15 protein-coding genes are annotated in these 22,339 nt (G+C 61.4%); 7 read left to right on the top strand and 8 right to left on the bottom strand.

Annotated elements, in window-relative coordinates; all coding sequences use genetic code 11:
• Positions 1–4: 4 nt before the first annotated feature.
• On the top strand, positions 5–211 hold the full coding sequence (locus AC6FTP_RS06525) for a hypothetical protein (protein WP_497206096.1): 207 nt from the start codon (positions 5–7) through the stop codon (positions 209–211).
• Here AC6FTP_RS06525 and AC6FTP_RS06520 read toward each other — a convergent pair.
• On the bottom strand, positions 181–1,620 hold the full coding sequence (locus AC6FTP_RS06520; RefSeq protein ID WP_497206095.1) for an ABC transporter permease: 1,440 nt from the start codon (positions 1,618–1,620) through the stop codon (positions 181–183). The genes AC6FTP_RS06525 and AC6FTP_RS06520 overlap by 31 nt on opposite strands.
• Entirely contained in the window at positions 1,617–3,044 is a 1,428-nt protein-coding gene (locus AC6FTP_RS06515) for an ABC transporter permease (protein WP_497206094.1), read from the bottom strand. The genes AC6FTP_RS06520 and AC6FTP_RS06515 overlap by 4 nt, the downstream gene beginning before the upstream one ends.
• 139 nt (positions 3,045–3,183) lie before the next feature.
• Between AC6FTP_RS06515 and AC6FTP_RS06510 the strand changes: the two genes are divergently transcribed.
• The 3 genes from AC6FTP_RS06510 (at position 3,184) to rph (ending at position 5,347) form a co-directional block, all read left to right on the top strand.
• On the top strand, positions 3,184–3,630 hold the full coding sequence (locus AC6FTP_RS06510; protein ID WP_497206093.1) for a hypothetical protein: 447 nt from the start codon (positions 3,184–3,186) through the stop codon (positions 3,628–3,630).
• A gap of 66 nt (positions 3,631–3,696) precedes the next feature.
• Positions 3,697–4,515, top strand: coding sequence for a hypothetical protein (locus AC6FTP_RS06505; protein ID WP_497206092.1), 819 nt, complete (start codon positions 3,697–3,699; stop codon positions 4,513–4,515).
• Positions 4,516–4,561: 46 nt separating this feature from the next.
• A complete protein-coding gene (gene rph / locus AC6FTP_RS06500; protein ID WP_497206091.1) occupies positions 4,562–5,347 on the top strand; it encodes a ribonuclease PH in 786 nt (261 codons plus the stop codon).
• 86 nt (positions 5,348–5,433) lie between these two features.
• On the opposite strand, the gene AC6FTP_RS06495 is transcribed toward rph, so the two are convergent.
• Positions 5,434–7,581 carry a redoxin domain-containing protein gene (locus tag AC6FTP_RS06495; protein WP_497206090.1) on the bottom strand — a complete coding sequence of 716 codons (2,148 nt, stop codon included), beginning with the start codon at positions 7,579–7,581 and terminating at the stop codon, positions 5,434–5,436.
• Between the two features lie 128 nt (positions 7,582–7,709).
• On the opposite strand from AC6FTP_RS06495, the gene AC6FTP_RS06490 reads away from it, so the two are divergent.
• On the top strand, positions 7,710–12,758 hold the full coding sequence (locus AC6FTP_RS06490; protein ID WP_497206089.1) for a tetratricopeptide repeat protein: 5,049 nt from the start codon (positions 7,710–7,712) through the stop codon (positions 12,756–12,758).
• An 11-nt stretch (positions 12,759–12,769) separates the two neighbouring features.
• Here the strand turns inward: AC6FTP_RS06490 and AC6FTP_RS06485 are convergent, their stop codons facing one another.
• The 4 genes from AC6FTP_RS06485 to AC6FTP_RS06470 all read right to left on the bottom strand — a co-directional run bounded on the left by AC6FTP_RS06485 (position 12,770) and on the right by AC6FTP_RS06470 (position 18,501).
• The gene (locus AC6FTP_RS06485) at positions 12,770–12,940 is read right to left on the bottom strand and encodes a hypothetical protein (protein ID WP_497206088.1); all 171 of its coding nucleotides are present in this window, start codon (positions 12,938–12,940) and stop codon (positions 12,770–12,772) included.
• Positions 12,921–13,724 carry a diadenylate cyclase CdaA gene (cdaA, locus tag AC6FTP_RS06480; RefSeq protein WP_497206087.1) on the bottom strand — a complete coding sequence of 268 codons (804 nt, stop codon included), beginning with the start codon at positions 13,722–13,724 and terminating at the stop codon, positions 12,921–12,923. Before cdaA ends, AC6FTP_RS06485 begins: the two co-directional genes overlap by 20 nt.
• Positions 13,725–13,866: 142 nt before the next feature.
• Complete coding sequence (locus tag AC6FTP_RS06475; protein WP_497206086.1) at positions 13,867–15,327, bottom strand: DUF1501 domain-containing protein; 1,461 nt, start codon at positions 15,325–15,327, stop codon at positions 13,867–13,869.
• A gap of 3 nt (positions 15,328–15,330) precedes the next feature.
• On the bottom strand, positions 15,331–18,501 hold the full coding sequence (locus AC6FTP_RS06470; protein ID WP_497206085.1) for a PSD1 and planctomycete cytochrome C domain-containing protein: 3,171 nt from the start codon (positions 18,499–18,501) through the stop codon (positions 15,331–15,333).
• A 206-nt stretch (positions 18,502–18,707) separates the two neighbouring features.
• On the opposite strand from AC6FTP_RS06470, the gene AC6FTP_RS06465 reads away from it, so the two are divergent.
• Positions 18,708–19,589, top strand: coding sequence for a hypothetical protein (locus AC6FTP_RS06465; RefSeq protein ID WP_497206084.1), 882 nt, complete (start codon positions 18,708–18,710; stop codon positions 19,587–19,589).
• 49 nt (positions 19,590–19,638) lie between these two features.
• Entirely contained in the window at positions 19,639–21,378 is a 1,740-nt protein-coding gene (locus AC6FTP_RS06460) for an ABC transporter ATP-binding protein (protein WP_497206083.1), read from the top strand.
• On the opposite strand, the gene AC6FTP_RS06455 is transcribed toward AC6FTP_RS06460, so the two are convergent.
• Complete coding sequence (locus AC6FTP_RS06455) at positions 21,345–22,328, bottom strand: polymer-forming cytoskeletal protein (RefSeq protein ID WP_497206082.1); 984 nt, start codon at positions 22,326–22,328, stop codon at positions 21,345–21,347. The two genes, AC6FTP_RS06460 and AC6FTP_RS06455, sit on opposite strands and share 34 nt — an antisense overlap.
• Positions 22,329–22,339: the final 11 nt, after the last annotated feature.

Raw genomic sequence — 22,339 nt, 5'->3', positions numbered from 1 at the left:
TCTCATGCGTGTTTTCTTGATTCAGATCCCAGAGGTAGCTCAGCATCAGGCAGCCGAGCACGACGTGGAAAAGGATCAGTGCTGCGGTGAAGAAGCGCGTCCTGAGTCCCTGGCGCATTTCTTTGACCACCATCGGGCTGAGGTGGTCGCTGAAATCACGCAGGGCTGGCAGCGGATTGGTCATGCGGGGATGGGCGAGTCTGCCCGATGAATCGCAGTCTTGAGATCACGCACCCGGCGGCGCTCGCGGATGGCTGAAACCAGGGCGGCGATGATCCAGATCGAGTGCGTGAAGAAACCCAGGAAGCGAATGGCATCTCGGTCGGCGGAAGACGCGGATTCGGAGGCGAACATGCTGCTCACGGGGAAGAACAAACCCAGGAAGCCATAACCTTCTCGATCACCATAGCTCATGGTTTCCAGGGCGATGGTCAGGACGATACCCGCCGCCAGCATCAACAACTGCACCGCCCACCACTGGCTCAGTCGCGAATGGCGGCGGAAGATCGGGATGCAGAGGGGAACGAAGGTCGCTGCCATGAAGCCGAGTGTCATGAACCAGGGCTCTATTTCCCAGCCATCGGATGTTCGCCATTCATAGGCCAGCAGGATCAGGAATGGCGCCAGCCAGAGCAGGCAGGACAAGGGTACTCCGGAAGGCCAGCCCGCTTTGAGAAACCAGCGGGAGGATGTCTGACTTTCCACAGGCGGCTCTTCCGTCACGAGATCCATACCGAGGATCAAAAGTAACAGCATGGCTGGCATGTAGGTGGAGGCGATGATCACCGACTGACCAAAGCCCTGCCAAACCAGCACCCACGCAAAGACGACCAATCCCGCGATCAGGAGGATGGCAGTCACGCGTTTGATCGCCGCATGAGAGTCCGTCACGCAAGGCAGCCGAGCGGAACCCAGGCAGAGAAATTGATACCCAAGATAGAATGCCATCGCTGCGATGCCGAGGCAGATCAGGCTGGCCTGAGTCGCACCTGCGGAGATCAGATTTTGGCTGATCTCCTGACCTATGAAGTCTTCAGCCGCGAGGAGATAGGCTAACACGCCGATGGAAAAAGCTCCGGCACCGACGGCCGCCGCCATGAGCAACCGCACGAGCAGAAGCTTTTGCGAGGAGAAGCCGACGAGTGCCGCCGTGACGACCCCCGATCCTAGAACCAACACAGCCAGCCCCAACGCCTCGCGGGCAATCTCCACGCCGCCGAACTGATACCGCACGATCATGTAGGGCAGCAGCGAACTGGCGACGAGCAGCGTCTGTGAGTAGAGCGACACCCACTTCCCCCACACGATGCGAAAGGAGGTGATGCCCGTGAGCATGAGCATGTCCAGCGTACCATCTTTGACCTCCGCATTTAGCGCATTGAAGGCGCGGCTGGGCAGCACGCCGAGAAGGGTCACGATGATCACAAGCCAGAAAACTTCTTTCGTGTCACGCTGGTTTACATCGAATAGGTAGCTCAGCATCAGGCAGCCGAGCACGAGGTGGAAAAGGATCAGCGCCGCAGTGAAAAACCGAGTCCTGAGTCCCTGGCGCATCTCTTTGACCACCATCGGGCTGAGGCGGTCGCTGAAATCACGCAGGGCTGGCAGCGGCGGGGTCATGCGGGGCCGGTGGCGAGCTGGCGGGCTTCATCGCGCACGGGACGCAGCCAGCGCCAGGCGCGCAGGCTGAGCACGAGGTGGAGCAGCGGCCATGCAGAGGCACAAAGCATGGCGGTTTGGAGGAATTGATCACGCGGCGGACCGGAGGTGATGCTCTGCGCGCCGATGATCGCCGCAGGTGGCAGCACGGTGAGGAACCAGGGCTGCTCGCCCGCGCTTTTTGCCACGATGACGCCGAGCCCGGAGAACATGGCGGTGATGAGATAAACGAGGGCGAAGAGGCCGAGGAAGATGGGCAGGAGATCGTGCGAATGACGTGTGGGCAGGAGCTGGATGATGGCGCTGATCATCCACACCGAACACGCGGCGAGGACGAAGTAGGGCAGCTCGTCATTGCCACCAGTGGTCGCCATCAAAGCGGCAATCGCAGCGCCCAGGGCCAGCGAGAGCCAGAATCCCGAAGCCCAGCCGGGCGACAGCAGGTTCACCAGACAGCGTCCGAGAATGCCACGACGATAAAACGGGACGTAGGCGGAGGGCACGTCGTTCAGCGTCTCCGTGAGCGCATCCAGTGTGAGCACGGCGAGAATGGGGAAGCAGGCGGCGAGCAGGGCTTTTTCTCCGGTGATCCAGTAGGCGACGATGGGAACGAAGAACGCCACGACATGCACGCTGCGCTTCAGCCAGGAGAGCGGTTCACTCGGCGGCGAGATGCGTGAGGCGGCGAGGCTGAGGAAGGCGAAGATGGCCCAGGCCGAGAAGGCGATGGTGCCGAGGAGTGCTGTGATCTCGAACGTCGTCGGCCCGGCGCTGACACCGCCGCCGAGGGTGCGGCTCATCGACACGGCAAAGAACCAGCCAAAGAGACCAAAGCCGCCAAAGAACAGAGGCACGATGATGAGCACCATGCGCAGCCAGCCCTGCCGGATGGTGGAGAGTGCTACGAGCGCGGCGGTGATGACGATGCCGACGAGCCACTTCGCCCCGAGCATCAGCAGCTCGGACGTGAGCTCCAGCCCGCCGAAGACGTATCGTGCGACGACGTAGGGCATGAGGCTGAGCGTGATGAGACCGGCCTGAAGCGCCACGCTGGCCCATTTGCCAAAGACGATGCGACCGCAGGACAGGCGGGTGAGCATGAGCATGTCCAGCGTGTTTTGCTTCACCTCCTCGGCCAGCGCATTGGAGACGCGGAAGGGCATGATGAAGCACAGCACGAGCGTGGAAAGGCCGTCAAACATCCAGCGGGTATCATCGGCATTGCTCGCAGAACCGGTGATCAGGGTGGTGATGATGAGCAGCCCGTGCAGCATCAGCAGGGTGCTGGCAAAGGCGCGCGTGCGCAGCCCTTGGCGGAGTTCCTTCACCACCATCGGCGAGAGCCGGTCCGGGAAGTCGGTGAGGGGAAGCAGCGCGGTGGACATGGGGAGAATGGCAGAGTGCCTAGTGCTAGCGAAGGACACCAGAGACGGAAAGGATAAAAAGGACTTCTGCCGCCGGGATTCGTTTTGTTCTTTTCGTCCGTCGAGTCATTCGCTATTTCAAAAGCTGTCCGCTCCATCCATGAAAGACCCCGGCTTCCAACCTGCTGAACCACGCCCTCGTGAGGAATCGCGTGAGCGGCGGGTGCGGCACTTCCCCCACTCGGCCCGCCTGCTGATCGTGGCGCTGCTGCTGTTCCTGGCCCTCGTGGGGTTCCTGGCCTTCGTAGCAGGTGCGGCAGGAATGATGGCGACTCGTCTGCCGGAGTGGGGCTGGCTGGCGCTCGGTGGCCTTGGGGTGGTGGTGATCACGCGGGTGGTCGTCTTCATCATCGGTGATGGACTCACCTGCCCGCTCTGCCATGGCGCGGTGATGCGCCAGCGCCGCTGCCACAAGCATGCGGATGCCTTCCGCCTGTGGCCACTGTCCCACCGGGCCTCCGCCGTGCTCTCCCTGCTCACGACTTTCGGCTTCCGCTGCATGTATTACGGCACGGCCTATCGACTGGGCAAACGGCAGCGAAATTGAGCCGGTAGAATCTTTCGTGGACTTGAGGCCCGCTGTTTCGTAAACTGAACCCCGCCTGTTTTTGTCATGGACCTCCAGCAGTTTCTCATCCTCGCCGCCGTCGTGGTGTTCGCGTTCGCCTGCCGGACGTTCCATCACCGGCATGTGCGCAAGCTGGGCTTTCTCTCGCTGCTGGCGGCTTCGTACATGCTCGGCTACTTCCTCACGGGCAGTCACGCCGCCGGAGCCTGTGGCATCGCGCTGTGGTTCATGCTGCCGTGGGTGGAGATCGTGGTGCATATCCGGCGGATGCGCTTTCCGGTGAAGAGTGAAGTGAAAGGCCGCTTCCCGCCCTCTGACGATCTGTTTCCTGATCTCGATGAAATCACCCGCGAGATCGAAGGCCACGGCTTCGAGCGCGTGGAGGACGCGGGCTGGAAGTGGAGTGACACGGATCACTTCATGCGGCTGTTCTATGATGCCGATCTGCGTGCCCAGGCAGCCATCGGGCTCGCACAGCAGGAGGGCTTTGTCTTTTCCTACGTCAGCCTGACCTCCCGCACGAAGGACGGCGTGACCTACACGACGAGCAATTATCCCTTCCCCGCCACCATGCAGCCCTCTCCCCGGCAGCATCTCAACCGCTTCACCTACGCGGATTCGATGGAGGATCTGCTGGCCTCCCACGCTGACTTTCTCGAAAGCCAGGGACTCGAAGACGCCGACTTCATCGGCATCGATGCCGAGCAACTGCCCGCCTACATCGAGCGGGACATGTGCGCGCAGATCGACCACAACATCAACGTCGGCCTCATCGAACTCACGGGCGAAGGCGAGTTCCGCTACTCCTGGCGCGGCTGCTTCTACCTGTGGTTCCAGATGGTGAAGGACATGGTGCTGATCTAAACGGGCCTGCCTTGCGCAACGCGCCCAGCCTGTGCTAAGGGCTGCCATGCCCCGTATCGATGGCCGTAGTGCCGACCAACTTCGTCCGGTCGAGTTTGTTCTCGACATCGCCCCCCATGCCAATGCCTCCGTTCTCATCGCCTTTGGCAATACGCGCGTCATTTGCGCTGCCACGATCCAGGAAGAAGTGCCGCGTTGGATGAAGGTGCAAGGAGTCCAGGGTGGCTGGCTGACAGCGGAGTACTCCATGCTTCCCTACTCCACGCTCGACCGCAAAGACCGCGACAGCTCCCGCGGTCGGCCAGATGGCCGCAGCATCGAGATCCAGCGCCTCATCGGCCGCAGTCTGCGTGCCGTGGTGGACCTCAAGAAGCTCGGCTCACGCACCCTCTGCATCGACTGCGACGTGCTCCAGGCCGACGGCGGCACCCGCACCGCCTCCATCACTGGTGCCTGTGTCGCAGCGGCGATCGCTTTCAACCGACTGCTGGAGAAGGGGAAAATCACTCAGCAGCCGCTGAAGAAAAAGGTCGCCGCCATCAGCGTCGGCCTCTGGAAAGAGGAAGCTCTGCTCGACCTCTGCTACGAAGAAGACGCCAAGGCTGACGTGGACAGCAACATCGTCCTCACCGAGGGCGGAGACTTCGTGGAGATCCAGGGCAGCGGTGAAGAGGCCACCTTCACCCAGGCTCAGCTCGATGCGATGCTGGTGCTCGGCCGCAAAGGCGTGGCTGAACTTTGCGCGCTCCAGCAGCAGGTCATCGACAGCGCCATGAAGCCTGCAGAGCCGACAGATTTGAAGAAGCTGGCGGACTTTTTCGGCAAGAAGTAGGTGGATGAGAGGGGCAAGGCTTCGCCGTGAAGCGGGTCAAGAAGGTCAAGCATAGACGCTTGACCTCTTGACGAACCTTTGACCTCTCACTTCTCCCCCAGCTTCTCAATCGATGACACAATCACCGATGCGGGGATAGCCTCGTTCACGGTCATCAGAGTCGGAATGGTCGTCGGCTCCTTGCCGTGTGAATCAGGCGTTCCCGGCTTGCCGAAGAGCGGACGAATGCGGGCCACATGGCCGATGATGTTCCCGTATTCATCAAGGATCGCCGAACCGCTGCTGCCAGGAGCCCAGTCGGCACTCACGGCGATCCTTTCCTGAAGTGGATCCGCCTTCTCGCCCGCCTTGCTCAGTGAGAAGAGGCGATTCACGATGCCCGCGCTGAAATGCCCGATCACCCCTTTCGGATCGCTGAGGCAGTAGGCAGTGTCTCCCACCTGCACATCCCGGCTGAAGGCGAGCGGCTTCAGGTCTTTCGCCGAAACTCGCAGTATGGCAGTGTCGCTGACTTCATCAGCCAGCATCACGCTGGTGACATTCAGCACCTCGTCAGAACCCCTGACGACAACGGCATGGCCACTGCCAGGGCGCATGGTGACGGGCGGCTCGACCACATGGCGAGCCGTCGCCACGACATCCGTATCGATGGCATATCCACCGGCTAGGTTGCTGTGCCAGCGGTCGCATTTCGTGCATTGATACACCCATCCCACACGCACATGAGCAGCCGCGGCACGCTTGGCGATCTCGCGTCCGCGAATGGGAGTCGTTGAGGCGGCGGGAAGCTCGATACGTGCAGCTTTCGGGCTTTTCAGCTCTTGCGCGATCTTCTCCGCCGGAGTCAGCCTGCCTTCCGCAGCCAGGCTCTGCACCCGGAGCGCCACGGGGTCGGGAGGCTGCGGGCTGCTCGCCTCAACCTTCGTCGGCACCGCTTTGCCAAGGTTTGCCAGACAGCGCTCCACTGTGCCACGTAGAGCAGCACCACGCAGCTCCTGTGAGGTCGCGACGACTACACCTGTGTCTCCATCAATGAGCCAGCAGGAGGGAATGCCGCGCACGCCGTAGCTGCGGGCGATGGCGCACTGCCAGCCGTGCCCATCACAGATCTGCGGCCAGCTCATGCCTTTGGATTTTGTGAACTCGGGCAGCGTCGCCACATCGTCCTCGCTGTCCAGACTGATGCCCAGCACCTCGAAACCCTTCGCGTGAAACTCCTCATGCACTTGGATCAGTCCAGGCAGTTCGTGCAGGCACGGCCCGCACCAGGTGGCCCAGAAGTCGAGCATCACGAGTTTGCCTTTGTAGTCCTGCGGGAACTTCACCGCCTTGCCATCAATCGTCTTGGCCTCAAAAGAAGGCGGTGGCTTGCCCACCATGGCCGCCTGAGCCGAACGAGCCTCAGCCAAACGCACTGCGGCGGCGCTTTTCTGCCGCTCCTTCATCTCCGGCGTGAAGGGTTGGGCGAGCTTCACCTCCGGCACGGTTTTGTCGGATTTCACTAACTCAAAGTGACTGCCATCCGATGTCAGACCGCTCACTTCATAAGTCGTGCCGACGATATTGAAAGGCGCGGTGATCGCGAATTTTTCTGTCCGCATTTCGATCCGATTGTCGCCATTCAGATCGATGCCGATGCTCGTGTCACCCGCCAGAAAGTCGCCGAATGTGGTGTCGTCGCTCAGGTAGGTTTTGATGGCCCGCTCACCGAGATGGATGACGCCACTGCGCCCAAAATCTCGGTTATACATCAGCGGCCCGGGCCTGCTGCTGGCTCCATCCGAGATGCCATTACGGTAAAAACGCAGCCCCATGCCCAGGGTGGTGTCGCCATGCTTCACGGAGACCTGAGCCTCGCCGCCCCAGCTGACTTTTTCACCCGCATCGCTTTTCATCACTCGGGGCTTCCAGTCCACCGCAGGATCGTTGGTCAGATCGCCGTCGCCGTTCGCATCCAGCCACATGCGCGCCTCCTTCAGGCCCCGCTGCTCGATCACGATTCCCACCTTCATGCGCGCTTCCTTCGGCCCCATTTCGATGCTGGCAAACTGAGGCTTCACCAAGGCTTCTGGGAGCTTGCTGATGTGGGCGGGCTTCACCTCCGAGAGATTGGCCATCTTGGGCTTGTAGTAGCCGGTGATCTCAAAAAAGCCTTTCGGCATCCATTCGAGCTTCACCTCCTGGGCCTGAAGAAGGCAGGGGGTCAGACAAAGAACAAAGGCAGGGATCTTCATGGTCAAAGGGCTGGTTGGTTAATGACGAACAGGGAGGAGTTATCCCAAAAAGGACGCGATGTGACAACAGAGGCACCAGCCTCGAGTTTCTGCTTGGCATACTTCATCCGCACTGCTTGAAAGCGCGGATGGATTTGCCTGATGAGTCGATTTTAAGCGAGGTGAAGAGGTTGCGGAGGGAAGGCCGCATCCTGGATGCGTGGCAACTCGTGCGTGATCTGGCTCCGCCGGAACAGTGGCCCACGGTGTCTGACCGGCTCGGCGGGGCACTGCTTTTGGAAAAGCTGGGCGCGGATGCGCGTGCGCAGAAAATCGTTTTCCGGGCCTGGCATGATCCCGCATCACGGGCTGAAGCCCGGTCCGACATGTTCTGGGAGGTGTTACACATGCGTGGAGCTTTTCTGACGTGGAAATGGCTGCGGAAGCATGCGCCATCTCCGGAGGAATCTGAGGACCGTCACGCGGATCATGAGGCTTACATGGCCGTGGTGCTGATGCGGCTGCGGGACTTTGAGCGCGCCCGTGCCTGTCTGGACCGCGGGCAGAAGATCCAGAAAAAGGAGCGCTGGTTTTCCCTGCTGCGGGCAGACATGCTCCAGGAGCAGGATCTGCGCGAAGAGGCTCTGGCTTTGGTGGAAGAGGTGGTGAAAGCCGAGCCGGACTACATCACGGCCCACATTTCCAAAGCAGAGCTGCTGGTCGAACTCGGCCGCGATGAGGATGCCGTGCAGGCCATGCGATCCGCGCTGGAAGTGGTGCAGTCCGGGGCCATCGCCCGGCGTCTGGCGAACCTGCTGACGGAGCTGGACCGCTATGACGAAGCCGAACCCGTACTGAAGCTTTATGAGGAACTCATGCCGCTGCGCGATGAGTCCTGCGAGGACTGGCTGGCTGCCACTCGTTGTGACATCGCCAGTCATGCGCGTGACCATGACCAGACCTTGCACTGGGCACGTCAGGTAAAGGAGAGCGGCTTTCACAAGAAGCTGGTGACGAAGCTGGAGGCCGCAGGCTCCAAGGAATGGCGTCGCGTGATCCTGCCGGTGCCGTTTGTGCAGCAGCATCACCACACCTGTGCTCCGGCGGCGTTGACGAGCATCGCCCAATACTGGAAGCGCGGGGTGGAGCATCTGGAGGTGGCGGACGAGATCTGCTACGACGGCACCCCGGACTATCGCGAACGTGACTGGGCGGAGAAGGCAGGCTGGGCGGTGCGTGAGTTCCGCGTGACGGTGGAGTCCGCCCAGTGCCTGATCGATGCGGGGATGCCCTTTGTGCTAAACACGGTCTATCCCGGCGGCGCTCATGCGCAGGTGGTGATGGGTTACGATGACCACCGCGCCGTGCTCTTCATCCGTGATCCGGGAAGCCGGCACACATCTGAGTTTCTGGCGCTGGAATCCCTGGAAGAGCAGCTTCCTTTCGGGCCTCGTGGCTTTGCCATGGTGCCACAGGAGCAGGCGGAAAAGCTGGCCTCCCTGCCACTGCTGGACACGGCAGCCTACGATTGTCTGCATCGACTGCAATTGGCGCTCTCACGCCATGACCGGAAGTCGGCCCAGGCTGCCCTGGAAGATCTGCGGGCCGCTCATGCAGACACGACCCTGCGCTGGCGGGCCGAGCTTTCCATGGCCCGCTATGATGGGCAGCAGTCGCAGCATTTGGCGGCGCTCGAAGAGATGCTGAAACGGCATCCGAAGGTGGAGGACTGGCGCACGAGCCACCTGCATCTCATCAATCAAGTCCATGGCCGCGAGGCGATGCTGGAGCGGCTGAAGCAGCTCTGTGCGGAGAAGGAAAGCCATCCTCTGCACTGGCAGATGCTGGCGCGTGAGCTGCACTACGATGAACGCCACCGCCCCGAGACGCACCGGTTGCTGCGCCGCATCGAACGCCGACGTGTGGACGCCACCCTCTTCACCTGTGAAGCAGACATGCTCTGGCGGGAACAGCGCTATGAAGAAGCGACGGAGCTGTATCGGCTGGCGGCCAGCTTTGACTTCCGTAATGAGGACACGGTGATGACTTACTTCAAAGCCAGCCGCTGGGTGAAGAAGACGGACGAAGCGCTGCAAATGATGCGCCAACGGCTGGCGCTGGAAGGCACGCGCTCCAGCCAGCCAGCGGTCACACTTTATCGTGCGCTCGACATGCTGAAGCTTTCCGAAGAAGCGCTGCAAGTGCTCGAAGAGTCGCTCAAGCAGCGTCCCGACGACGCGGAGCACGCCGTCTTCGTCGCCGGGGAACTGGCCATCTGGAACCGCCGCGAGCGGGCCCGGGAGATCCTGGATTCCGTCACCAGTGGTGCCCGGGCGGCGGAGTGGCATCGAGCCAAGGCACGTCTGGCCCGGATGCAGGGAGACCGTGCCACGCAGATGGAGCATCAGCGCGCCATTTTGGAGGACAATCCACTCGATACCGATGCCCACCGCGCCGTGGCCAGCCTGCTGGACTCCCAGGAGGGCGGGCAGAGCGGGCTGCGCTTTCTCAAAGAAGCCTGCGCGCGCTTCCGCTGGCACTGGCATCTGCATCTGGCATGGCTGGACTGGGCCCGTGGAGAAGGGGCGGAGGAGTGGGAGCTGCCCGTGATCGAGCTGCTGCGCATCGATCCACATGATGCCTGGGCTCATCGTGAGCGGGCGGATGCCCTGCGTGCTCAGGAGCGCTTTGAGGAAGCTCATCGCGAGCTAGACGAGGCCGAGCGCATCGACAGCAGTTCCGTCTGCCAGTACAATGTGCGCGCCAGCGTCTTCGAGGACGAGGAGCGCCGCGACGAAGCGCGTGAGGAGTATCGCCGGGCAGTCTGTCTGGATGTGGACCAGAATTCCGCCCTGCGTGGGCTCGTGCGTGTGAGTGAAAGCCAGGAGCAGCGCGTGGAGGCGCTGCGCCTCATCCAAGCCGAGCTGAAAAAGCAGGTCACGATGGGCGACGGCGTGCTGGAGTTTGCCTCACTCGCCAAGGCCGTGCTCGAGCCAGACGAAGTGGAAGCCTGCCTCCGCGATGCGGCTCAGGAGCGGCCTGACCTCTGGCAGACGTCCCTGATGCTGGCCGAGCACCTGCGGCAGAATGATCAGGAAGACGAAGCCGTCGCCATCTCTGAGGCCACGACGCAGAAGTTCCCGCTTTTGCCGCGAGTCTGGATGGAGCACGCGTTGAACTTGGAGGCCGCTGGCCGCCGCCCTGAAGCCATTCAGGCAGGGCTGAAGATGCGTGAGCTGAATCCTGGCTGGTCATGGGGCATGCGTTCCCTTTCTGAAATGATGCGCAAGGAGGGCGACTATGAAGAGGCACGTGCCGTTTTGGAAGAACTGCTCCGACACGATCCGCAGGATGGCCTGAATCACGGCTGGCTCGGCGAAGTGCTCTGGGATCTGGACGAGCGTGAGGCCGCCATCACCTGCCTCACGCAGGCGGTGAAGCTCGATCCCGGCTACCACTGGGCCTGGAATTCCCTGGAGCGATGGGGGCCGATAGCTGACAAGCCCGAGGCCGTGCGTGAAGCCGCCCAGCGCGTGATGGATGAGCGCCCCGGCGAGGCCCGCACCTGGATGATCGCGGCGGAGCGGCTCTACCATCCGAACGATCTCACCGCCCGCCTCGCCGCACTGGACAAAGCCATCTCGCTCGCACCCGATTCCTGGGGTCCTATAGATGCCAAAGCACTGCTGCTCGGTGAAGCGGGCCGCTTTGACGAGGCACTGACGCTTTGCCGCACGCATCCATCGAAAAACCCGAACATCCGCTTCCGTGAAGGTTGGCTGCTGAATGAAAAAGGCGCGCGCAAAGAAGCCGTGAAAGTGCTGGAGACGGCCGTCGCCGAAGATCCACGCTACTCCTGGCCGTGGCGGATGCTGATCGACTGGTATCAGCAGGACGAACTCTACCCCGAGGCCGAACGCGCCTGCCGCCAGCTGGCCCGCATCGAATGTGATGAGCCTGTGCCGCTGGGCTATCTGGCCAGCGTCCTCGCCTCTCAAAAGAAGCTCAAGGAGGCTAAAGAGGTCTTCGCGGAGGCCGTGGATCGCTTCCCTCATTACGAGTTCGCCTTCCAGCGGCTCTTCTGGCTGCACATTGAGGAAAAAGAGTGGGATGCCGCCGCTGCCTTGCTCGAACGGCAGGCCGATCACTACTCGGACACGCATATTCAATCCCGCTGGTTCATCCTGCACTGCCGCCGTGAAAAGTGGGATGAAGCCCGGAAGGTGCTGAGAGCGATGCTGGCCGAGCCCGAGGATGACGAACAAGCCTTTGTCCGCGTCCGCACAGAAATGGAAAACCTGCCACTCTGGGAGCGCGGTCGGCAGCTCAAAGCCTTCCACGCCATCACCCACGAGGCCCTCCAAAAGCCCGTCAGCAACCCGCGCACCGGCAAGCTCCATGTCGAGATCTGCCGCCTCAGAAACCTGCTCCCGTCCTACCACCTTCTGGCAGATCTCAAGGATGACAGCGCCCGCAGCCTGGCCTTCATCGAGATGCTACACTGGATCGGTGAGCGCTGGAAAAAGAGTGTCGAGTCCCCGCTCCGGTGGCTGAAGCTCAACGCGCTGGGAGAGAGACGCCTCCTCCATCGCATCCTCACCAAGAACCGCGACTGGTTGCGCACCGACCCCGCCCTCTACGGCGCTGTTTGCTACACCCTGCATGCCTCTGGCAAGCCGCGGGAAACCATCCAATGGCTCTCCGACTGGCGCGAACGTGGCATCCACATCCAGCCCTACATCCTGAACAACCTCCTGCTCAGTCTCCAGGAAACCAATCAGCGAGCGGAGGCGGAGGCCGTGATGCTCCACGGAACAACCCTCGCCAGCAACGGCGGCATCAAGATGCGCTTCCACATCTGGTGCGCGATGGAAAGCCTCCTCGTCGGTGATGCGGGCAAGGCCGATGAATTCATGGACGCCGTAAACCCAGCCCAGCTCGATGGTTATGGAAACACCCTGCTCGACTTCCAAAAAGCCCTCCGGGAGCATCAGGCTGACCGCTCACCTACCCCAGCCTCCTTCAGCGCGACCGCCGTGCGGCTGGAGAAGTTCATGAACAGCCATTCCGGCAATCCCATCATGCTGGACAGCGCCCGCCGAGCCACCCGCCTGATCGGCAAGCGCATCGGCTCAGTGCGACCCTTCCTCTGGCACATGGGCTACAAAGTGAGGCGGCTGCTGAATGCACGGCTTTGATGATAAAGGTCTCAAAGTCGCGTGCCCGCACGCGGGAAGCGCTCGCTGCCGTAGCCGTAGGGCATGTTTGAGCGGGCGGCCTGACCTTTGATCATGAACCAGAAAAGGAAGGCCAGCACGACGGCGAGCAGCTTTTCCTTCCAATTGCGGACGAAGATGTTTTTAAGCTGCTCCAATTTCACGAGTTGGTTCCTCCGTTGAGGTTTCGTTTTTCACACTGCCAAAGGTGAGGATCTCGTTCAGGCGGTCTCGGACCTCTTCAGGCTCCAAATCGTGCTCCAGCTTGCCGCGATACGCGATCGAGAGCGCGCCACTTTCCTCGCTGACGATCAGGGCGATGGCATCCGTCTCTTCCGTGACCCCCATGGCAGCACGGTGACGCAGGCCGATGGCGCGGTCACGCACCTCTTTTTGACTCACGGGGAAAACGCAGCCCGCCGCCTGGATTCTTCCTTGGTCAATAATGACTCCACCATCATGCAGGGCGGTCTTCGGGTGGAAGATGGTGGTGATGAGTTCCACGCTCATGGCAGCGTCCACCTCGACGCCGGTTTCCACGAACTGCTTCAAGTCGATGCCCCGCTTCAGGGCAAACAAGGCACCGCAACGGCGGGCGGACAGCTTTTGCATCGCCTCCAGCAGCACATCGAGCGACTCGGGGTCAGGTCGATTGAAGGAAAATACGCGGTGGCTGCCCAGCTCGGCGAGCACGCGTCGCAGCTCAGGCTGGAAGAGTACGACGAGCGCGATGGCAAGGAAGACGGAGATGCGCTGGAGCAGCCAGTTGATCACCTCCAGCTCCAGGAGCTGAGAAATGAGCGCGAGGCTGAGCAGCAGGATCAGCAGGCCCGTGAGGATGCGTGCGCCACGCGTAGCCCGGAAAAACAGATATCCATGATAAGCCAGCGCGGCGAGGATGATGATCTCCACGCCGTCGCGCCAATGCTCTGTCACGAAGTCCCACATGCGTTGCGTTGTCGTAAGCCTAACGAAGGCGCAGGTGCAAGAGTTTCCTCAACTTCATTCCAAGTGAACCTGGTTTGAGTTTGTCGGAGTTTTTTTCGAGCGGATGTGTTCCTCCGACTTCATCAACTGGAGGCCAGCTTCCTCACGCAATGATCTCCTTGATCGGATGCTGGCTCTCCACGCCTGTCAGCCGCGCATCGAGTCCGGCGAACTTGTAACTCAGGCGCTCGTGGTCGATGCCGCATTGGTTGAGGATGGTGGCGTTGATGTCATTGAGGTGCGCGGGGTCGGTGGCGATGTTGTAGCTAAAGTCATCGCTCTCGCCGTAGGTGGTGCCGCCTTTGATGCCGCCGCCGGCCATCCACATGCAGAAGTTTCGCGGATGGTGATCGCGACCGTAGTTCGTCTGCGTGAGACCGCCCTGCGAATAGACCGTGCGGCCAAATTCACCGCCCCAGATGACGAGCGTGCTGTCGAGCAGGCCGCGCTGTTTGAGATCGGTCAAAAGAGCGCCGATGGGCTGGTCGGTGTCGCGGCATTGCAGGCGGATGTCGGCGGGCAAATTGCCATGCTGATCCCAGCCGCGATGCAGCACCTGCACCACGCGTGTGCCGCGTTCGATGAGCCGACGCGCGAGGATGGCGCTGGCGGCAAAGCTGCCCGGCTTGAGCACTTCCGGGCCATACAGGTCGAGCGTGGACTGGCTTTCCTGCTTCAGATCGACCAGTTCCGGCACGCTCGTCTGCATGCGGAAGGCCATCTCATACTGCGAGATGCGCGTCTGGATTTCGGGATCGCCGAACTTCTCAAAGCTGTGCGCATTCATCTGCGAAAGCGTGTCGAGCATCGCGCGACGATTCGCGGGCGAGACGCCCTCCGGGTTCTGCATGTAGAGCACGGGATCGCCCACCGCACGCAGCGCCACACCGCTGAATTTGCTCGGCAAAAAGCCGCTGCTCCACATGCGGGTGAAGAGCGCCTGAGCCATCGCCTTCGCACTCCAGTTCGGCGTGAGCACCACAAAGGCCGGCAGATCATTGCTCTCGCTGCCGAGGCCGTAGCTCAGCCACGAACCGAGGCTCGCGAAGCCCGGCACTTCGCGTCCGGTCATCACAAAGGTGCAGGCCGGGTCGTGGTTGATCGCGTTGGTATGCACCGTCTTGATCAAAGCGATGTCATCGACGTGCTTCGCCGTGTGCGGTAGCAACTCGCTCACCCAGCGCCCGCACTGCCCATGCTGCGCGAACTTGAACAAGCTCGGCGCCACCGGAAACCGCGCCTGCTTGCTCGTCATGCCCGTCAGCCGCTGCCCGCCCTGCACGCTCGGCGGCAAATCCTTGTCATACCACTGCTGTAGGCCCGGTTTGTAATCCCAAGTATCGAGCTGCGACGGCCCGCCATTCATGTGCAAGTAAATCACCGCCTTCGCCTTCGCTGCGAAATGCGGCAGCCCAGGAATCGGTGGATGAACACGAGCATCCGGTGCCGCAAGTGCATCCTTGCCCATCAGATAGGTGAGGCCCATGCCACCGAGTCGCAAACCGGAGTGCCCGAAGAACTGGCGGCGGGTTTGGAGGAGATTGGATTCGAAAAGTGGGTTCATGACTCAGTTGCGGGTGACGGTTTCATCCAAATTCAGGACCAAATTCACGATCAAGGTCCACGCGGCAGTTTCAGCAGGTGCGGCGACCTTCTTTGGCGTCGATTCACCGGCCTGCATGGCCTTCTCAGCCGCTTTCGGGTCTCTTTGATACAACTCGCGTTGTTTGGCCAAAGCCGCGGTGATCATCGAGAACTCCTTCGCGTCCGGTTGGCGGCTCAAAACGGTGCGGAAGAGCCAGTTGAGCTTTGTAGCGTCTTCTTTGCCGCCTTCAGCGATGATTCGCTCAGCCAAAGCACGAGCGGCTTCGAAGTGCTGGACGTCGTTCATGAGTTGGAGGGCTTGCATCGGGGTGTTGCTGCGTTCGCGGCGGGTGCAGCTTTGTTCGCGGTTGGGCGCGTCGAAGTTGCTCATGAAGGGTGGTGGGGCGGTGCGTTTGAGGAAGCTGTAGAGGCTGCGGCGGTAGAGCGCGGGGCCGTGGTCTTGCAGGTAGTAGCGCGTGTTGCTGTCGCCGTAGCCGACGGGTTCCCAGATGTTCGGCGGCTGGTAGGTGCGCACGCCGCGACCACCCATCTCCAGATTGATCAGGCCGCTGACGAAGAGCGCGTTGTCGCGGATCTGCTCGGCATCGAGACGGATGCGTGGGCCGTGGGCGAGCAGTCGGTTTTCAGGATCGAGGCTGAGGAGGTTTGATTCGACTGGCGAGGCTTGTTTGAAGGCTTTGGTCATCACGAGTTGCTTGATGAGCTCCTTCACATTCCAGCCGTTCTTCTGAAAGCGCACCGCGAGATCATCGAGCAACTCAGGATGGCTCGGTGGCTCGCCTTGGGAGCCGAAGTCGTGGCTCGTCTTCACCAAACCGATGCCGAAAACCTGCTGCCAGAAGCGATTCACCGTCACGCGAGCTGTCATCGGGTTTTCAGGGGCCACGAGCCACTTCGCGAGATCGAGCCGCGTGGCGCGGGCACCAGCTTTTTTCAGCGGATGAAAGGCGGCGGGCGTGGTGGGCTCGACCTTGTCGCCGAGTTTGTTGTAGGCTCCGCGCATGGCGATGAAGGTGTCGCGAGGTGTTTCGGCATCGCGGAAGACGAAGGTTCCCGGAATGGCCGAGTCTGCGGCGGCGCGAGCGACCTTCGCCTCTGCCCAAGTGGTGCGATGTTTGGCGAGTTCGTCCGTCGTGGCATGCATGATGCGGGCGAGGTAGAATCGGAGCAGGGCCTCGCGTTCTTTGGCTTCGGCGGCGCGCGCTTCACGCTCTGCGGTTGCCAGTTGTTTGGCAGACGCAGCAGCGGCTTCAGGCGTCGGCGACGCTTCGGCTTTCGGCAGTTTGGCCTTCAAGGCGGCAAGACGAGTTTCAAACAGCTTGGCTGGATCTGTCATCAGGGTGCCCACCAAATTCGCGGGGACTTCCGACGGTTGTTTTTTGCCCGTGCTCACCGCTTTCCACCAGGCGGCGAATGAAGCCAGCAAATCTGACGATGGCCGAGCCTGGCTCGTCACGCTGCACAAATCCCACATGACCGTGCCGCCCACTTGCTGCACGGCGACACTGCTAATGCGCGCACCGGCTTTCAAGCCGAGCGTGGTGGGATCAAAGCTCAGCAAGGTCCACACGCCGGGCTTCGGCAAAGGACCAGCGGTTATGGTGTCCTCCTTGCCATAAGTCGTGGCATCAAAGACCTGGGCATCGCCCCACACGACGCGGCGGCCATTGATCTCAAGGCAAACAACACCCGGCGTATTCAGCGGATCAAGCCGCACCCAAACACTTACACGCGGCGAATCTCCCAGAACAACCGGCTGAAGCACGGGCGTGATGGCTTCCTGGCTGAACTGCCCGTTGCTGAGCTTCAACACACGTCGGCCTGATTTGGCTCCAAAGCCGGGCTGCACCAGCCACAGGCTCGGATTGCGCGAGGTGTTCCTCGTCTCGGAGCCGAGGGCGAAGTCATCGTCGAAAATGACCTGTGTCGTCGTTTGTGCTCCCGGAACTGGTTTGAGCGATACTGGATCGGTGTAGGCGACGTTTTTCACGAAGGCCTCGAGTGACTTCAGCGCATCCGCTTCATCTTTCGTGGCCGCATCGAGCGCCTTTTGCTGCTCCGGCGACGGCAGTTTCAAAAAGGGCTCCGTGGACGAGATGTTCTTATCCATCGCCGGATCAGCACCGCTGTAAAAGAAGGCGTAGAGCGAGTAAAACTCCGCCGTTGTCAGCGGATCGTATTTGTGGTCGTGGCATTGTGCGCAGCCGCCGGTGAGGCCCATCCAGGCCGTCGTGAGCGTCGCCGCGCGGTCCACGGCGTAGAGGTGACGATACTCTTCATCAATCGCACCGCCTTCACTCGTCGTGACATTGCAACGGGAGAAACCGGTGGCGGTGATTTGATCCGGCGTGGCATTCGGGAGTTGATCGCCCGCGATCTGCCACACGGTGAACTGATCAAAAGGCAGGTTCTCGTTGAAGGCCTTCACCACCCAATCTCGATACGCCCAGGTGCTGCGCTCGTTGTCGAGATGCAGGCCATGCGTGTCCGCATACCGCGCCACATCCAGCCAATGCCGCGCCATCTCCTCACCAAAGCGTGGCGACTTCATGTACTGGTCCACCATCGCCTCGTAGGACTGACCTTTGAGAAAGGCATCCACCTCCGCCAGCGTCGGCGGCAACCCGGTGAGCGTGAAGGACACACGGCGGATAAGCGTCTCGCGCTCGGCTTCATCAGCGAAGGTGAGTTTGTCCATTGATTGGCGTTCGGCGAGCAGACTGTCGATGCTCGCTCCAGCCTTCTCGGTAGGTTTTTCAAATGCCCAGTGCTTCTGATACGACGCTCCCTGCTCGATCCACAGTTTGATGGTGTCCTTCTGCTGCTGAATGAGTTTCTTGTGCGACTTCGTCGGCGGCATGAGGTCATCCTCATCGCTCGTAATGATGCGCTGCCAGACCTCGCTCTTTGCCAGATCACCTGGCTTGACCGGGAACGCGCCTTCTTTGGCCGTGTAGGCACCTTCCGGCGTATCGAGCCGCAACTCGGCCTCGCGCTTCTTCGAATCAAAGCCGTGGCAAGCAAAGCAGTTCTCCGAGAGGATCGGGCGGATGTCGCGATTAAAGCTCAGTTTGTCAGCGGCAAAAGCCGAACTGGCAGCAAGCAGACAAAGAATGGGCGCGGCACGAGTCATGGGAAAAAGAGGTTTGAAGAGCTTACGCAGAAGCTTCCCACAACCTTCCCCACATCACTTGCCGTTTCCGGACAAACTCATGTCTTATCGTGCAGGTTCTGCTGTCTGGCTGAGTAGCGAGCAGCCTAGCCACATTCGGGCGGCAGGCTCTGCGTCTTCCACAAACGGCTTGCACCGCCAGCGGCGTGCCCTTTGATAGCTGATCCATGGATTTCCTCGCTCTGAATTTGCCTGAACTCGGCGGCACTGTCGAAAGCGTGAAGCGCGCGGTTTCGAGCCAGGGCATGAATGCCTGGGGGCTCGCCATCGTGGCCTTCTTTGTCGGCATGGCCGTGGCCCGCGGCATCGTCTCGCAGATGCTCATGATGATCAATCTGGCCATCGCGGTCATGGCGGGGCTGTTTGTTTTTCAGCATCGCACAGAGGTCTTCGGAGCCTACGCCTCGACCATGAGCACGAACACCCTGCTCGGCACCTCGGCAGCGGCGGCGGTGCTGACCTACTTTCTCGTCCGTGGCGTGGTGAATTTCGTTGCCGGATTCGGCCTCATCTCCCTGCTGGCCAGCTTTACCGGTTGGAAAGCGGGCCTGCTGAGCTTGCTGCCTTCCGGCGTGCTCGTCTGGCTCGGGGCCATGGTCATGCGTCTGCTCGGCAGCGTGTATGGCATGGAAAACGCCGAGATCGAGCTGGCGGGCAAGGGCACGAAAAGCCAGCTCGGTGCATGGATCGAAGAGATGGCACAGAAGATTGACCGCACCTCCGTCGGCAGTCTCGTCGAAAAGCTGGACCCCTATGACATGCGTGCCCGCGCAAATCTCGCACGTCTGCTCATCCTCTGGCCGGATGGCCGCGTCTGGCAGCAGCTAGCCATGCGCGGTCAGACAGAAGCCAATGCGCTCAATCATCCCGACATCATCGCTCTCGGCGGCGATGCCAAGGTGCGTCAGGCCATCGAGCATCGTGACTTCGCAGGCCTGATCCAACTTCCGCAGGTCGCCCGTGCTGCCGCAAATCCACAGCTCGAACCTTTCCTCAAAGGACTCGCGTTGGAGGAGGCGATGGACACCGTCGTCTATCAGGCACGATAGGCACGAAGTTCTCCGAATGGCGCAGGGCGAACTGCGTCTGAAGCTGCCCATGTCATCCAAACCCGTTTCTCTCCGCGCCACTGGCCGCCGCTTGCTTCAGTTCGCCCGCGCGCACTGGCGCATGGCGCTGATCCAGTTCGTGCTCGCGGTGCTTGGCACGTCATTGATCGTCGTGTTTCCCGGCGTGGTGCAGTGGTTTGTGGATGACCTCATCCCGCGCAAAGACGTGCCCGGCATCTGGAAGGCGGGCTCGCTGGCCGTGGGCGCGTTCTTCTTGCGCGAGTTCCTCTTCTACATCCGCACGCGGGTAAACAGCACCTTCGAGCAGCGCATGATCTTTGATTTGCGCGGGCAGCTCCACCACAAGATCGCCCACCTGCCGCTGGCCTGGTTTGATCGCCAGAGCACGGGCGACATCCTCACGCGCATGGCCGATGACGTGCCCGCTACACAACGCGTCATCCTCGAAGGCATCGAGCAGGGGCTCACTTCCATCCTCCAGATCATCATCAGCGCGGTGGTCATGTTTTACACCAACGTCACCTTCGCGCTCATCGTCATGGTGCCCACGCCCTTCATCGCGGCGGGCGGCTGGCTCTTCGCGCGCTGGATCGCGCCACGTTCACGTGAGGCTCGTGAGGCCAGCAGCCGAATGAATTCCCTCCTGCACGACACCATCACCGGCATCCGCCAGATCAAAAGCTACACCGCCGAAGACACGAAGCAGGATGACTTCAACCGCGCCAGCCATGATCTCCGCCGCTCGCAGCAGCGACTCATGACCGCGTGGGCTGTTTACAGTCCGCTCATGGGATTCTTCGGCAGCTTTGGCCTCGTGCTGCTGCTCAGCCTCGGCGCATATGGGGCGATCCAGGGCGAGATGACCACGGGCGAGCTTTTTAAATTCATCTTCCTCCTTGGCTTCTTCTTCGAGCCCATCGCACGACTTCATGGAGTGAATCAAACCATCGTCACTGGCCTCGCCAGCGCCGAGCGCGTCTTCAAGATTCTCGATCAGGAAGGCCAGGAGGATCTCGATGTCGGCAAGCCGCTCCAAGCCGTGCGCGGTGACATTGAGTTCCGCGATGTGGTCTTTGGCTACAACGATGACAAGCCTGTGTTGCAAGGCGTGAACCTGCGCGTGCTGCCGCGTCAGACGGTCGCCATCGTCGGTGCCACGGGGTCGGGCAAAAGCACCCTCTTCCAGCTCCTCGCCCGCTTTTACGAACCGCAGTCAGGCAGCATCAGCCTCGATGGCCAGCCTATCGCCAACTACAGCCGCGTCACACTGCGGGACTCGCTCGCCTACGTCACGCAGGACGCCTTTCTCTTCGCCGGAACGATCCGCGACAACCTCCGCCTCGGTGATCCCGCTGCCACCGATGACGAAATGTGGGCCGCCCTCCGCCATGCCAGCGCCGAGGACTTTGTCCGTCGTCATTCTGCTGGCCTCGATGCCGAGGTCGGCGAGCGCGGCGTCATGCTTAGCGGCGGCGAAAGGCAGCGCATCGCCATGGCGCGGGCCTTTCTCAAAGACGCCCCCATCCTGCTGCTGGATGAAGCCACCAGCGCCGTGGACACGAAGTCCGAAGCTGCGATTCAGGAAGCTCTGGAAAAACTGCGCGCGGACCGCACCTGCCTCGTCATCGCCCATCGTCTCAGCACCGTCGTGAGTGCGGATGTGATCTACGTCATGCGCCAAGGCCAGATCCTCGCGCATGGCCGGCATGACGAACTCGTGGAGAGCTGCACCTACTACCGCGAGCTGGCGAGTTTGGCGCTTCTCTGATCGCCGTGCGGTTCAAAGACGATGCGTGGGCACTCCGGCTTCGCGCGATCACTGCGGCACAGCCATTGCCAGTGGCGGATCTCCGTAACAAAGGATTGGGGAGCTCCCTGCAGGATGCGGAAGCTCCCGCGCAGTTCACCTCCGTCCTCCACGTTGATCGAGCGCGCCGCCACGGTGCCATTCAAGGTGCCGCCGGAGATCAACGTCACCGGCCCTTCGCATAAAAAATCGCCTGTCGCATTCCCGGCGATCTGGACTTCGCCCGCCTTCACCTCATGCAGAAAGGTCACCTCCGTGAACGGTGCCACGATGACACGACGCGCCTGCACATGCTCGGCGATCAGACCCGTCTCCTTGAACACACGCACCTCCGGCAAATCCGTGCGCGTCACCGACTCCACCCGCGAGAGCTTTTGCAAACACACCGGACATGTCGGCGTCGTGCAGTCACCCGCCGTGGCGAAGGTGAAAAAGAAATCGCTGCGATCCGCCGGCAGACTGAGCAACACCTGATGCAGCGCCGCCGCATCCACCGCCTCAATCCGATGCTCCTGCGCCGCCAACATCGCGGAAGCCGTAAACCCGCCCGGCGAGATCATGATGCCACGAGCCTTATGCGCCGTGCGCACTTCACGAGCGAACTGCATCACCGCCTCAGGCGTGGCCCCCCATTCATTCCATGCCGCGATTTTCACCAGCGCCCGCTGCGGATGCGCGGTGAGCGGTTGCTCGATCATCGCAAACATCACCGAGCCATCCTCCAGCACCATCGATCTCGCCAGCTCACACCCACCATGCGCCGCGATGGCCCGCACCAGCTCCGCCACACGCATCCAGTCCAGACTCGCGATCAGCTCCGGCGTCCAGTGCTCCGTCACCGGTCCAGCCGTGATCAGGCCTCCCTGTTGGGAGAAGCCAGCTTCGGCGAGTTTGGCAAAAGGATCGAGCATCAGGAGAGAAA

Source organism: Prosthecobacter sp. (genome assembly GCF_044378005.1).
GTDB lineage: Bacteria > Verrucomicrobiota > Verrucomicrobiia > Verrucomicrobiales > Verrucomicrobiaceae > Prosthecobacter.
This window is presented reverse-complemented; position numbering and strand designations above follow the sequence as displayed.

What these genes read in the sequence shown, in the direction of transcription:
- AC6FTP_RS06520 (WP_497206095.1), bottom strand. Translation starts at nt 1,620, where the DNA reads ATGACCCCGCCGCTGCCAGCCCTGCGTGATTTCAGCGACCGCCTCAGC.
- AC6FTP_RS06475 (WP_497206086.1), bottom strand. Translation starts at nt 15,327, where the DNA reads ATGAACCCACTTTTCGAATCCAATCTCCTCCAAACCCGCCGCCAGTTC.
- AC6FTP_RS06495 (WP_497206090.1), bottom strand. Translation starts at nt 7,581, where the DNA reads ATGAAGATCCCTGCCTTTGTTCTTTGTCTGACCCCCTGCCTTCTTCAG.
- AC6FTP_RS06510 (WP_497206093.1), top strand. Translation starts at nt 3,184, where the DNA reads ATGAAAGACCCCGGCTTCCAACCTGCTGAACCACGCCCTCGTGAGGAA.
- rph (WP_497206091.1), top strand. Translation starts at nt 4,562, where the DNA reads ATGCCCCGTATCGATGGCCGTAGTGCCGACCAACTTCGTCCGGTCGAG.
- AC6FTP_RS06465 (WP_497206084.1), top strand. Translation starts at nt 18,708, where the DNA reads ATGGATTTCCTCGCTCTGAATTTGCCTGAACTCGGCGGCACTGTCGAA.
- AC6FTP_RS06505 (WP_497206092.1), top strand. Translation starts at nt 3,697, where the DNA reads ATGGACCTCCAGCAGTTTCTCATCCTCGCCGCCGTCGTGGTGTTCGCG.
- AC6FTP_RS06460 (WP_497206083.1), top strand. Translation starts at nt 19,639, where the DNA reads ATGTCATCCAAACCCGTTTCTCTCCGCGCCACTGGCCGCCGCTTGCTT.
- AC6FTP_RS06525 (WP_497206096.1), top strand. Translation starts at nt 5, where the DNA reads ATGCGTGTTTTCTTGATTCAGATCCCAGAGGTAGCTCAGCATCAGGCA.
- AC6FTP_RS06515 (WP_497206094.1), bottom strand. Translation starts at nt 3,044, where the DNA reads ATGTCCACCGCGCTGCTTCCCCTCACCGACTTCCCGGACCGGCTCTCG.
- AC6FTP_RS06490 (WP_497206089.1), top strand. Translation starts at nt 7,710, where the DNA reads ATGGATTTGCCTGATGAGTCGATTTTAAGCGAGGTGAAGAGGTTGCGG.
- AC6FTP_RS06470 (WP_497206085.1), bottom strand. Translation starts at nt 18,501, where the DNA reads ATGACTCGTGCCGCGCCCATTCTTTGTCTGCTTGCTGCCAGTTCGGCT.
- AC6FTP_RS06455 (WP_497206082.1), bottom strand. Translation starts at nt 22,328, where the DNA reads ATGCTCGATCCTTTTGCCAAACTCGCCGAAGCTGGCTTCTCCCAACAG.
- cdaA (WP_497206087.1), bottom strand. Translation starts at nt 13,724, where the DNA reads ATGTGGGACTTCGTGACAGAGCATTGGCGCGACGGCGTGGAGATCATC.